Genomic DNA, 12,915 nt, shown 5'->3' with positions numbered 1-12,915 from the left:
ATGAGCTCGCAGTCGCGCAGGTCGAATTCGAACCCGTCGGGCAGATTGCTAACTCATATTGCCTCTGCATCCGTACTAGCTGCCACGCTGATATTTGAAATAAAATCGTCAGCCTATATTGGGCAAGGCGCCAGTTTTCTGGAATTTGTTCCGGCTATTATTATTATCGCTTATCTCGAAGATCGTGTGCCTGCGCTCGCTGCGACCATTCTGATGGTGGCGGTCGGCCTTTGGGCGCGAGGATACGATCAGATTTCAAATGGCGATTGGGCACGCGCAATCCTGCTTCTGGTTTCGGGTGGGGTGATTGCCATGACGTTCCATCGCCTGCGGCAGGACTTGCGTGAGCTGCTAGAAGTCGCGGAGGCCAGGCTCGCTGCCGTCGAGGCGACCGAAAGCCGCTATCGTTGGGCCTTCGAACGTGCTGCCATGGGATTCGCGAACACCAACGAGAAAGGTGAGTTGCTGCAATCCAACAGACGCCTTTGTGAGATGACCGGGTACAAGGAGGAGGAGCTTGCCCAATTGCAGCTCGATACGCTCGCCCACCCGAACGACCGGGACACCTTGGCGCAATTGTTGGCGAGCCTAGGCAACGACATTGCTTCGTTCGTTTCGGAGGTCCGTCTTTTAAGAAAGGACGGTACGGCATTCTGGGCCAGGCTAACGCTTTCTTCGTCCGTGCCCGAGGGGGGACTCTCGGAGAGCATCTTCGTGGTGGTCGACGATATTTCGGAACGACGAGCTGTTCACGAAGCGCTTCGGGCTCAGAAGGAATGGCTAGACCTCGCTCTGTCTGCTGGACGCTTGGCCACGTGGCGGATCGACCTTAAAGACGGGACAGTCACAGGCTCGGACACGTTCTGGGACGTTCTCGGCTTGGCCCAGGCCAATAGCCGCAGTTTGGAGGAACTATCAGCTGTCGTTCATCCGGCGGACTGGCCAAAGCTGGCGGCATCGAGCAAGTCCGCATCATCGGTCATGAATTACGATGTTGAGATACGCGTCCGCCGACCCGACGGGCATATCCGCTGGGTTGCCCTGCGCGGAAGGGAGGAAAGACAGGGTGATGGAGGACAGCGGCTTGGAGTGGCTGCCGACCTGAGCGAGAGACGACAAACCACGCTGCTGCGCGCCGCGGCAAAGAAGCGGGAGCGCATTATGCTCGAACAACGCCACAGGTTCGGCAACGTTTTCGCGGTGATCACGGCGCTCGTGAAAATGGTCGATGTTCCTGGAAACAATGTTGCCAAATACAAGGAAATGCTGATCGACCGGATACGCGCGCTCGAGGCAACCCATCTGCTTCTTTCACGCAACGGCAGCGTATCGGGGGCGCTAAACGATCTCGTTGCTCAAGAGTTGCAACCATATATGGGAACACGCGCCATATCGGTCAGCGGTCCTTCCGTGGTGATGTCGGGAGGGGCCGCCGAGAGTTTTGCAATGATCGTCCACGAGCTTGCCACCAATTCCATGAAATATGGAGCGCTTGGCGATCCAAAAGGCCGGATCGACGTAAGCTGGACATTTGCACCTGAAGACACAGGCAGTGAGATCGTGTTCGAGTGGGTGGAATCGGGACGGCGGCGGACCTCGAGCGTAGTCCGTCATGGCTTCGGTTCCATGATAATCGGAGTAGATGGAGCGCCGCTTGTCGGTCACTCTCCCAAACTGGAAATGACTGACCACGGGTTGCGGTATTCGCTGCGGCTGTCACGCAAGGAAATCGGATCCTAGTGCAGTGCTCCGATCGAAAAGCAGATACCTAAAAGACGCGTCGCGCTGAATGGCCTTGGAGATGCGCTTAGGTTCTTTTCCAGGGATGTCGTTGGCCAAAGGCCGCAGCGCAGTTTCGGTATATGCAGTATATGCATGAAACCTTGGGCGCCGTTTGCATGTCCAAAAGGACGCGCGGCGCTCTAGCTGGCATGTCTCGAAAGCCATGTCTTCAGCATAACCGCAGCTTCTGTCCGATTGCGTACCCCCAACTCACGCAGGACCGCAGCAGCGTGGATTTTCGTGGTCGCCTCTGCGATTTCCAGGTCGCGAGCAATTTCCTTGTTTGAATAGCCTTCCGCCATCAGCTTGAGGACTTCCTTTTGCCTCGAGGTCAGCCTGCCAAGGTTGAGGCCTGTGGTACGTCGCTGTGGGCCTTTCTCGGAGTGTGTATGCGCGTGGGTTGTTTGCGTTGCACCCGGGCGTGACAGAAGTGCAGGAACATAGATGCGGCCGGAGAGGATTTCATTGACAGCCAAAACGACCTCTTCGTCCGTCTGCGACTTTACGATGTAGCCGTGAAGCCCGATCGAAAGAGCCGTGAGTATTTCCGAGCGTGAATCGTTTCCGGAAACGATCGCAAATCGCGTGTCCGGATAGGCGGACAGGATCCCGCCGAGCACCTCCTGATTGAACAGGCCCGGCATATTCAGGTCCAGGATCGCAAGATCCACGAACGATTGCTCTGCCAGCAAACTGAGCACCGCGTCGAAACAAGACGCTTCAAATATCTCCACACCTGGAATGCCTGCGGTCAGTGCCAATCGCAAGCCACGACGATACAAGCCGTGATCGTCGGCGATGACGATTCGATACATTGAACTACCCCAACGCGTATCTGAATGGATTGAACGGTGATGGGCCTGAAAGTCGTAGCCATTCACTCGTCGATTCATCCAGCCGACGCCGCGGCACCCCAACGCCGCAAACGCCAGATTTCTAATATAATCTTAAATGACGGGAAACGCTCCTCTTTTTTTGCCCCTTGTGAGCGAAACCCGCCGAACGTCGTCGAACATGTGTTCTGACCTCTTGGAAAGCTGACAGACCGGCTGGTCGTTCAGCACTGCCATAGGTCTGTAGGTATAGAACAGCAAAACGGCTGAATTGTTACCATTCGAATGCACGACGACATCCACCCCGACGGCCACATACCATCCAGATGCAATGTCCGGATCAGGGATCGGTGGGGAAATCTCACCGGTCTTCTACGGGAAATCTCACCGGTTCTTCTGAGGGGACAAGAACGCGTTTCCCGGGTGCTGACCAGGGTAGGATAACCGGCCCGTGACGATGGCGTTCAGGCCGAATGAACAAGGGAGGACCAGGATGAAAGCGGTGATTCAATGTGGTGGAATGGGAACACGCCTCCGCCCCTTCACTTCGATCTTGCCGAAGCCGCTCATGCCGATTGGCGCACGGCCGGTTCTCGAGATGCTTCTGAAATGGTTGCGACGCAACGGTATTCAGGAAGTCTATATTACAACCGGGTATCTCGGCCACTTGATCCGCACCGTGTGTGGAGATGGCTCGCAGTGGAACCTGAAAATTCGATACACGCAGGAGATGGAGCCGCTGGGCACCATCGGGCCATTGTCTTTGATCAGGGACGAACTGACGGAGCCATTCATCGTTCTCAATGGCGATGTCCTTACGGATCTAAGCCTCAGTCGATTTGTAGCAGCGCACCGTAAGCACACCGATCCAGTGACGATCGCAACAGCCTGTCGCCTGATCAAGATGGATTTCGGCGTCATCGACGAAGTCGACAATACCGTGCAGACCTTTCGCGAGAAACCGACGCTGTCGCATCTGGTCAGCATGGGGATTTACTGCATGAATCCAGACGTTCTGCAGTTCATCCCGTCCGGCATACCCTTTGGGTTCGACGACCTGATGCTCCAGATGATGCAGAACGGCACAACCGTGCACGTGTACAAGCATGAAGGTCTCTGGCTCGATATCGGGCGCGTCGACGACTTTCAGAACGCACAGACCATTTCCTGGGAAGACCAGTCGGCCTCGATCGAGGTCACTGCGACGGCTGCATGATGAAGTCACCAGCGCGGTTCCCACAGTTATCAGTCTAGGAGGTTGTGATGCTCTTGGTCAGTGCCCCGATCTTGGGTGTGCCGGAGAAGACTGCTTTGACCAAGGTCATCGACAGCGGCTGGCTGACCATGGGGGAGCAGGTACGAGCCTTCGAACAAGCCTTTGCCGACGTGCATGGTGCGGAGGATTGCGTCGCGGTCAGTTCTTGTACCGCAGCGCTTCATCTCATTTTGCACGCACTTGGTATCGGCCCGGGCGACGAGGTGCTGGTCCCATCCTTGACTTTCGTGGCGACCGCAAATGCGGTCCTCTATGTTGGTGCGACCCCCGTTTTCGTCGACATCGAGTCGGTCGATGTGCCGCTGATGTCCATCGCGGAAGCCGAAGCGAAATGCACGGCCCGCACCAAGGCAGTCATTCTCGTCCATTTCGCCGGCTACCTCGCCGATCGGGAACAATGGCAGAAGTTCGCCCGTGCCCGTGGGCTGCATATCGTCGAGGACGCGGCGCATGCGCCCGGCCTGAAGGAGGTGGGGACATTTGGTGCCGCGGCCGCCTTCAGCTTCTACGGCAACAAGAACATGACCACGGCGGAAGGCGGGGCGGTGATTGCCAGGGATGCCGGTCTGCTCGAGACGATCCGCCAGGCGCGTGGACATGGGATGACCACCGGGACACGTCAAAGGCTGAACAGCCGCACCCCGCAGTATGATGTCACCATGCTCGGATTCAATTATCGCATGGATGAATTGCGGGCTGCGATCGGATTGGTCCAGCTGCAAAATCTGCAGGAGTGGAATGAGATCAGGCGTATCCTAGTGATGCTGTATCGCCGTCTCATCGCGAAGCATTGCCCGGCCGTGACCATCCCGTTCCACGAGCCGCGGACGTCGGCCTACCACATCATGCCTATCCTTTTGCCGCGTTACGCCGACAGGCAAGACGTCATCGACGCACTGCGCGCGCAAGGGATACAAACCACTATCCACTACCCGCCGGTGCACCAGATGACGCTCTATCGTGAGCTCATTCCCGGTACTCAGTTACCGCGCACGGAAGATTTCGCCCAGCGCGAACTCACTGTACCGCTGCATCCGCAGATCACCGCACCTTTGGTCGAAACGGTAGTGGTCGCTCTTGCCGCGGCGGTCAATAACTGCGCTCAGACAGGAACAGCCGCATGAATGCCCTGGACCTAGCCATTCACCGGCCTAACGTCTCGAGCGCCGCCCATGGGGCTGTGAGACGAGCAATCGATCTCGTCATTGCTGCAGCCGCGGCGATCGTCTTCGCTCCGCTGATGCTGCTGATTGCCCTGGCGCTGCTGCTGGAAGGCGGTCGGCCAATCTTCTTTACGCAGACCCGCGTCGGGGCCGGTGCTCGCCCATTCCGCATGTACAAATTCCGCAAATTCAGAGTGCGATGCGATCCCGGTGGCCTGGCGCTGACCATGGCCGATGACAGCCGCATGACGCCAATCGGGCGGTTCCTCGCCGCCACCAAATTCGACGAGCTGCCGCAGCTATGGAATGTCTTCAGAGGCGAGATGGCAATCATCGGTCCACGCCCGGAGAGCCTTGCCTTTGCCGATTGTTTTCGTGGGGGCTTTGAGGACATTTTACAATACAAGCCAGGCTTGTTGGGTCCGGCCCAGGTTCTCTTCCGGAATGAAGCGCATTTTTATCCGCGATCCGTGGACCCGCTATTGTTCTACCGCCAGGTTCTGTTTCCTGCCAAGGCCAGGCTCGACCTTTCCTATTATCCGCAGCGCACGATCGTCTCTGATGTCGTCTGGATGGTGCGCGGCTTGCTGGCGGTGCTTGGCGTCGTTTCGCCGCCGCCGATCGGAACGTGAGAGCAGGTGGAATACCCGCGCTCTCGTGGATTTGCAAAGTCAGTGCCTCACGTCATAGGGGGAACGCTTGGGTCATGGCATACAAGGGCAGGAAAGTTCTGGTTACCGGTGCCGATGGGTTCATCGGGTCGCATCTCACCGAAGCACTCGTCCGTAGCGGCGCGGACGTCACTGCGCTGGCTCTCTACAATTCGTTCGACAGCCACGGCTGGCTGGACGATTTGCCGGACACCATTCGAAGCCAGCTGAACCTCATCCGCGGTGATGTTCGTGACAGCGCGTTCCTTAACCGGATCGTGCGTGGCCAGGCGGTGGTGTTTCATCTCGCCGCACTGATCGCGATCCCATATTCGTATGCCGCGGCCCAGTCCTATGTAGAAACCAACATCCTGGGCACGGTCAACGTCCTCGAAGCGGCGCGGCAATGGGAGACGGAGCGGGTGGTGCACACCTCGACAAGCGAGGTTTATGGCACCGCGCTGACAATGCCCATCAGCGAATCACACCCGTTGCAGGGACAGTCACCATATTCGGCATCCAAGATCGGTGCGGACATGATGGCGGAGTCGTACGCCAGATCGTTCGACGTCCCCGTGGTCATCATGCGGCCCTTCAATACGTATGGCCCACGCCAGAGCGAGCGGGCCATCGTACCGACCATCATACGTCAGGCTCTCGACAAGAAATGCTCGGCGATCATGGTGGGAGACACCAGCCCGATCCGCGATCTTACTTTCGTGGAAGACACTGCGGCGGCGTTTTTGACCGCAGGTTCGGCCGAGCTCGAATTTGGCCATGCCTACAATGCCGGAAGCCAGCGCGCCGTGACGATCTCGGACATATTGGATCTGGTGGTCGAGTTGAGTGGCTGCAAGAAACCAATTCATCGCGACGAGCGCCGCCTGCGGCCGCAGAATTCAGAGGTGCGTGCCTTGCTGGCTGATTCTTCGCTCCTCGAAAGCAAGACTGGATGGCGCGCCCAGACCAGCCTGCGCGAAGGGTTGGAGCGGACCATCGGATGGTGGCAGGGACGCCTCAGCGAAGGGCGGGTGCGCCATGAGATGGGTTACATGACATGAGCTTTCGCCTGGGTGGATTGGCTCCGCCGTTGTCGCTGGATTCGAACCAGAAGAAGATTGTCACCAATGGTCCTTGTTAACCGAATCCTTCTTGTCGTGCTCGGCATGCTGGCTGCCATGGATACGGCCGCTGCAGCGGAAGCGCAGGTCGCCTATCGACTTTCCGCCGGCGACACCGTCGAGATAGGAATTGCCTCCATCCCGGAGCGAACGCAACGTGCCGTGGTCCAGATGGACGGCACGATCGCGCTTCCCGAAGTCGGGATGGTTTCGGTGGGCGGCCTAAGCCCGGCCGAACTGCAAACACGCATGCAGACGATCCTGCCAACCAAGATATTCCACCATCGTCTGCCTGACGGGCGGGAGCAAATGATCGTCATCAAGCCGACAGACGTGACCGCCGTGGTCGCAGAATATCGGCCGATCTATGTGACAGGGGATGTGCTCACTCCCGGACAGCAGGCCTACCGGCCGCTGATGACCGTGCGGCAGGCGATTGCCGTGTCAGGTGGTTTCAGCCTTTTGCGGTCCCGGGCAAACCAGGTTGGCCCCGATCCGGTGGATCTGCGGCGCGATTACGAATCGCTTTGGGGGGAATACACGAGAGACTACTATCACAGCGCCCGCATTCGCGCCGAACTTCAGGGCAAATCGAGCTTCGACATGCAGCCACCACAAGGATCGCCCTTGCCGGCAGTTTTTGCATCGGCGATCGCCCAGGCCGAAGCAGAAGGGCTGAAGCTCTCGTTGGACAACTTCCAGCAAGAGCAGAGCTTTCTCGATAAAAGTGGCAAGGATGCCGCTGCACAAACCGAGACCTTGCTCAAACGCGAGCAGGCCGAAGCGGATGGCGTGAAGGCGGACGAAGACGAGCTGGCGCGCGTAAGGAAAGCGTTTGAGTCCGGAAATCTCACCAATAACCGGCTCGCCGACGTCCGGCGCGCTTTGGTACTCTCTTCCAGCCGGGCACTCGAAACGTCGGTTGAACTTATGAGAGCACGACGTCAGCAGGCTGATTTTGCCAGACAGCACGAACGCAATGACAACCAAAGAAGGATAGGTCTGCTGACTGAGTTGAAAGATACCAATGTGCGTCTTGCCGACATCAATGCAAGACGTCGCGCCGCCAGCCAGAAGTTGCAGCCCACGGGAGCTGCCGCCCTGCCGTTGCCGGTTGCCGGTGAGACGATCCAAGCCGAGGTCACGATCGTTCGCAGGGTCGGCGAAGAATGGCGGAAACAGCCGGCCCAAGAAGACACCGAGGTCATGCCGGGAGACACGATCGAGGTAAGGTTCAGCAGCGCTCTCGAGAGCGCGGCGATCCGATAGATCGGCTGCGCCTCGAGCCAAGCGGCCGCCACTGGGTTGGCAGCCGCTTACTGCCTGAAAGCTCTGGAAAATTGGTCGGTAAGAGGTTTCATCAAGTAGGACCAGACACTGCGCTCGTCGGTTCTTATATGGACTTCGGCGGGCATGCCCGGTTTGAGGATTTTCTCTCCTGTCAGGCAGGTCGCTTCGTTCTCGACATCGATGCGCGCCGAAAAATAGGAAAGCTGACGTTGCTGATCCTTGATCAGATCTGCGGAGACGCGGTTGACCGAGCCTTCGCAAGCCGGTGTAGTGCCGGCGTCGAACGCCGGAAAGCGGATCGACACCTGCTGTCCGGGATGGATCTCATCAATGCGCGACGGAGGAATGGAAGCGTCTACGACAAGGTTGTCGGAATCGGGCACAATCATCATGAGCACCTCTCCGGCGCCAATCACGCCTCCGACGGTGTGGACCGAGGATTCTTGTACCGTGCCTGATTGCGGGGCGCGAATGTCTGTCCTGCCGAGCTCGTCGTCGGCCACCACCTTGCGCTCACTGAGTTCGGTCTGCTTGGCTTCCGTTTCGCGAAGTTCGTTGGTCACGTCGCTCCGCATTTGTTCGTCGAGCTGAAGCACCTGCAGGTCCGTTTCACTGATGTGAGCTTGTACCTCCGCTATCGCTGCGACAAGGCGTCCCGATTCGCCGCGAGTCCGGGTCTTCTCCAGGCTGACAGTGCTCAACCTCTCCTTGGAGACCAACTTCTTTGCGTAGAGAGATTCAACGTCAGCAAGGTTCTTGGTCAGCAGATCCAGAGACTCATCCGTCGCAGACTGCTGCGATTTGAGGCCATCGATCTGACGTTCCAGCTGCTTCGCGCGGCTTTGCAATTGTGCCTTCTGGCCAGCCAGCGCCGCAGCACGGCTTTCGAACAAGGCACGTTCGCCACTGACAAGCGCCGCCACTTGCGGGTCACCCATTTGAACCCGAAGGCCAGGCGGGATCTGCATTTCCGGCAGACCCTGGCGCTCGGCTTCCAGCCGGGCCAGACGAATGGTGGCTCGATTGAGGTCCTCGGTGATTATCTGCAGGTTTGCTCGGGTCAATGTGTTGTCCAGCCTGACCAACACGTCGCCGGCCTTCACGTGATCGCCGTCCTGCGCGAAGATTCCGCCGATGGTGCCGCCGGTTTGATGCTGGACTTTTTTTATGTTGCTTTCGACCACCACAGTTGCAGGCGCAATCACCGCGCCGGCAATCTTGGTCAATCCCAACCACAGCCCTCCGCCAAAGATCAACAGCAAGCTGGTTGCCAAGCCCAAGAGCAGATTGGCCCGGATGCCATCCGGATCCGGCTTCGTTTCCAACGAACGGCTTTCGCCACCGGGCGCGGCGTATGGCGACACGGTAACAGTAGAGCGATACCTCACATATGCCCGGCTGCACCTCTGTGCAGCGGAACGAGAATGTTCTGCCAGGCTCCGGAGCAGATTGCCCCAGGGTAAATTGGCTCGAATGCCATCCGGCTCTGGCTTCGCCCCGGTCGGCTGGCCTTCGCCAGCGACCGCAGCATATGACGACATGGTCACGTTAGACACTAAGCAATACCTCACGCATGCCCGCTTGCACCGTGCTGCAGCGGAACGACAATGTTTGGCTTGTCCGGACGCGGGAAGGGCCGGATCACATTTGCCAGAACGTCTTCGCGCGAACCGAACGAATGGAGCATCCCGTTCGACAGGACGAGTACCTGATCGATGTTGACGAGAGCGGAGGGGCGATGCGCAACGACGATCACGATACCGCCGCGCTGACGCACTGCCAGGATCGCGCCGGCCAAAGCAGCATCGCCGTCTGCATCCAGATTGGAATTTGGTTCGTCAAGAACGACGAGGAATGGATCACCGTAAAGTGCCCTGGCAAGTCCGACGAGCTGCCTCTGCCCAGCCGACAGGGCTGCGCCGCCTTCTCCGATGCGTGTTTGAAAACCCTGCGGAAGACGCATGATCATCTTGTCCACGCCCGCAGCTTTGGCAGCTGCCAACACGCCCCTTGCGTCGCTTTTGCCGCCGAACCTTGAAATGTTGTCGGCGATCGTGCCGTCGAACAGCTCAACGTCCTGCGGCAGGTAGCCAATATGAATGCCGAGCAGCTCTGAATTCCACTGATCGAGCGAGGCGCCGTCCAATCTTACCGTTCCTCGAAGCGGCTTCCATGCCCCGACCAAAGCGCGCACGAGCGTGGTCTTGCCGGAGCCGCTCGGGCCGACGACCGCCAACCCTGCGCCCCTCGCCAAGCGGAAGCTTACATTGAAGATTGTTGGCTTCTGCAGACTTGGTGGCGCGACCGTCAATTCCTCGACCGCAAGCTCCGCCTTTGGGCGTGGCAGTTCCATTGGCTCTTGCTGGCTATCAAAAGCATCCAGCGCTGCCGCCAGCTCGGAATAGCTTTTGCGGGTTGCCAGAAACCCTCTCCAATTTGCGATCGCCACATCGACCGGCGCCAGTGAGCGGCCCAGCAATATGGACGACGCTATGATCACACCCGGCGAGGCCTCGCCCCCGATCACGAGGTAGGCACCAAGCCCCAGCACGCATGATTGCAAGGCCATTCGGAGCGTCTTCGACAGTGAGCTCGCTGCGCCAACGACGTCGGAGAGCCGTTCCTGGTTCTTCAGATAAAGATGACTGACCTCGTTCCAGCGCCGGCTAAGCGGGGCGGACAGGCCCATAGCCTGAACAACCTCTGCGTTGCGGCGGCCGGAATCGGCCAGAAGCCGCTGCGCAACGAGTGTTTCAGACGCACGAGCCGCAGGTTTGCGGCCGATGATCTCCGCAGCCACCGTCAAAAGCACAACGGCGCATGCGCCGAGCGTTGCCAGCACGCCAAGCGCAGGGTGCAGCAGATAGATGACCACCATATAAAATGGTATCCAGGGAGCGTCGAATAAGACTGTCGGCCCCAGTCCGGAAAGAAAGCCACGTAGCTGGTCCAGATCACGAAGCGGATGTACCCGGTTCGCATCCGGCCCGGCAACGAGGGGCAGGGAAAGCGAGGCTGCGAACGCCTTTTGCTGCAGATTTCTATGCAGGCGGCTGCCGATGCGGACCAACAGGCGAAGCCTCACGAAATCGAGGAGCCCGTAGGCCGCGTAAAGTCCCAGCATCCCGACTGTAAATCCGACAAGAGTCGGCACGCTCTGCGAAGGCAGCACGCGATCGTAGACCTGGAGCATGTAGACGGAGCCGGTCAAGGCGAGGATATTTATCAATGCGGAGAAAACGCCTACGCCAACGAGGCCGTGCACACAGCCGAACATCGCGGATCGTAGATCGAGCGAGCGCCCTTTGGTTGACTTCATGATATGCGCTCTTTGACGCGAAATTGCCGCGCAATCTCGTCGGTTCTTTCGATGAGGGACAAACTTTAACCTTCCGGGAAGCAGCAGCTCCGCCCTTCGCTGCTGGAACATTACGAATTGCTTACATATGTGCCTTCTTTGATTAAAATGTAGCAAAATCGTGACGCCAGGCTGAGAATTCGGCAACTGGCTCGCCAGGCTGGGGATAACCGGGTCTGGTAAGGAGATATTCCTAATCATGACACAGCGCAGAAGCTTATGGTCATCTTTGTAGCATCAAGGCGTCGAAGCGTCTGGGGACGGATGGGTTTTGATTTTGTCGATCGAGAGTTAAACGGTTTTGAGATACACTTCATCGGAACGCAATTGTCGGCCACCAACGCCGGCTAAAACGGGGAGGCGAGTGTCGTGAGCGAAGAGATCAATGTTGCCGACGCCTACGGCAGGGGCCGCAGCACCTTCATGGGATTGCAGCTGCTGGTCTCGCCCGGTGCGCTTGTTCCTCGGCCGGAAACGGAACTGCTCGGCAACGCCGCTCTCGATGTTCTGAGCCAACTGAACTTGCCGGTGCCTCGCGTTGTCGACATGTGCTGTGGGGCGGGCAATCTGGCGTGCGCCATCGCGCACCACGCTCCCACCGCGCGCGTGTGGGCAAGCGATCTTACCGACGGATGCGTGGAGGTCGCGCGCCGCAACGTCACCCATCTTGATATGGAGGAGCGGGTAACGGTGCTTCAGGGCGACTTGTTCGGCGCCTTCTCCGGCTTGGAGCTTGACGGCACGATCGACGTGATCGTTTGCAACCCGCCCTATATTTCGGAAAAACGGCTCGAGGGCGATCGTTCGCATTTGGTCGAGCTCGAGCCGCGTGAAGCGTTCGCAGCCGGACCCTACGGTCTGAGCATCCATATGCGAGTGCTCAAGGACGCGCCGCGTTATTTGCGGCGCGGAGGCATCCTGCTTTTCGAGGTTGGGCTTGGCCAGGACCGGCAGGTCATGAGTTTGCTCGAGCGTTCCAAGGCTTATGAGAGTATCCGGGCAGTCACCAACCAGGCCGGCGAGGGCAGGGTGGTTGTGGGGCATACGAAGGCGCAGGCGTAAGCACCGCCGTCGCGACAGGCCTAGACGCGCTGTCGCAACCGGAAACGGTCGGGGACTTGAAACAGAGTTGCGCGAGATGTCGGCAAATCAGTTTCTCTTGCGCATGACATATTGCGCAATTCCCTCGATGGAATCGAGATTCTCGGGCAGCAGCTCGCTGTCTTCGACCGTGATGCCGAAGGTCTCCTCGATGAAGCCGATAACCTCGAGCACCCCCGTCGAGTCCACGATGCCTTGGTCGAGAAGCGAGGTGTCGCTCTCCAGGCTCTCTGGATCGGCTATATAGAAATTCGACGCCAGGAAAGCGCGAATTTGATCGCTGCAGGTATCGGTTCTATCCTTGGTAGACAACATTGATTTCGCCTCCGGTACAAAAAATG

General features: G+C 58.5%; 11 protein-coding genes. 7 read left to right on the top strand and 4 right to left on the bottom strand.

Annotation, left to right across the window (positions count from 1 at the left end; translation table 11 throughout):
• Entirely contained in the window at nucleotides 1–1,740 is a 1,740-nt protein-coding gene (locus NKH37_RS18680; protein ID WP_352484592.1) for a sensor histidine kinase, read from the top strand.
• 182 nt (nucleotides 1,741–1,922) lie between these two features.
• On the opposite strand, the gene NKH37_RS18675 is transcribed toward NKH37_RS18680, so the two are convergent.
• Complete coding sequence (locus tag NKH37_RS18675) at nucleotides 1,923–2,597, bottom strand: LuxR C-terminal-related transcriptional regulator (protein WP_352484593.1); 675 nt, start codon at nucleotides 2,595–2,597, stop codon at nucleotides 1,923–1,925.
• A 511-nt stretch (nucleotides 2,598–3,108) separates the two neighbouring features.
• Here NKH37_RS18675 and NKH37_RS18670 point away from each other — a divergent pair.
• The 5 genes from NKH37_RS18670 (at nucleotide 3,109) to NKH37_RS18650 (ending at nucleotide 8,094) form a co-directional block, all read left to right on the top strand.
• Entirely contained in the window at nucleotides 3,109–3,831 is a 723-nt protein-coding gene (locus tag NKH37_RS18670; protein WP_031193847.1) for a nucleotidyltransferase family protein, read from the top strand.
• 47 nt (nucleotides 3,832–3,878) lie between these two features.
• Nucleotides 3,879–5,015, top strand: a complete 1,137-nt coding sequence (locus NKH37_RS18665) for a DegT/DnrJ/EryC1/StrS family aminotransferase (protein WP_353003661.1) — start codon at nucleotides 3,879–3,881, stop codon at nucleotides 5,013–5,015.
• Nucleotides 5,012–5,686 (top strand): sugar transferase, encoded by a 675-nt coding sequence (locus NKH37_RS18660; RefSeq protein ID WP_031193846.1) that lies wholly within the window; start codon nucleotides 5,012–5,014, stop codon nucleotides 5,684–5,686. The genes NKH37_RS18665 and NKH37_RS18660 overlap by 4 nt, the downstream gene beginning before the upstream one ends.
• 74 nt (nucleotides 5,687–5,760) lie before the next feature.
• A complete protein-coding gene (locus NKH37_RS18655; RefSeq protein ID WP_023718555.1) occupies nucleotides 5,761–6,765 on the top strand; it encodes an SDR family NAD(P)-dependent oxidoreductase in 1,005 nt (334 codons plus the stop codon).
• 66 nt (nucleotides 6,766–6,831) lie between these two features.
• Entirely contained in the window at nucleotides 6,832–8,094 is a 1,263-nt protein-coding gene (locus NKH37_RS18650; protein ID WP_353041269.1) for a polysaccharide biosynthesis/export family protein, read from the top strand.
• A gap of 47 nt (nucleotides 8,095–8,141) precedes the next feature.
• Here the strand turns inward: NKH37_RS18650 and NKH37_RS18645 are convergent, their stop codons facing one another.
• Both NKH37_RS18645 and NKH37_RS18640 read right to left on the bottom strand, forming a co-directional pair.
• Nucleotides 8,142–9,440 carry an HlyD family type I secretion periplasmic adaptor subunit gene (locus NKH37_RS18645; RefSeq protein WP_353003660.1) on the bottom strand — a complete coding sequence of 433 codons (1,299 nt, stop codon included), beginning with the start codon at nucleotides 9,438–9,440 and terminating at the stop codon, nucleotides 8,142–8,144.
• A 242-nt stretch (nucleotides 9,441–9,682) separates the two neighbouring features.
• The gene (locus tag NKH37_RS18640) at nucleotides 9,683–11,434 is read right to left on the bottom strand and encodes a type I secretion system permease/ATPase (protein ID WP_023718552.1); all 1,752 of its coding nucleotides are present in this window, start codon (nucleotides 11,432–11,434) and stop codon (nucleotides 9,683–9,685) included.
• A 408-nt stretch (nucleotides 11,435–11,842) separates the two neighbouring features.
• Here NKH37_RS18640 and NKH37_RS18635 point away from each other — a divergent pair, with 408 nt between their 5' ends.
• Nucleotides 11,843–12,535, top strand: a complete 693-nt coding sequence (locus tag NKH37_RS18635) for a N5-glutamine methyltransferase family protein (RefSeq protein ID WP_023718551.1) — start codon at nucleotides 11,843–11,845, stop codon at nucleotides 12,533–12,535.
• An 87-nt stretch (nucleotides 12,536–12,622) separates the two neighbouring features.
• Here the strand turns inward: NKH37_RS18635 and NKH37_RS18630 are convergent, their stop codons facing one another.
• Entirely contained in the window at nucleotides 12,623–12,889 is a 267-nt protein-coding gene (locus tag NKH37_RS18630; RefSeq protein ID WP_023718550.1) for an acyl carrier protein, read from the bottom strand.
• Nucleotides 12,890–12,915: the final 26 nt, after the last annotated feature.

The sequence above is a fragment of the Mesorhizobium sp. M1217 genome, assembly GCF_040318275.1.
In the GTDB taxonomy this organism is placed as follows: Bacteria; Pseudomonadota; Alphaproteobacteria; order Rhizobiales; family Rhizobiaceae; genus Mesorhizobium.
The sequence above is the reverse complement of the archived record's forward strand: the minus strand, read 5'-3'. Positions and strand labels throughout refer to the sequence as shown.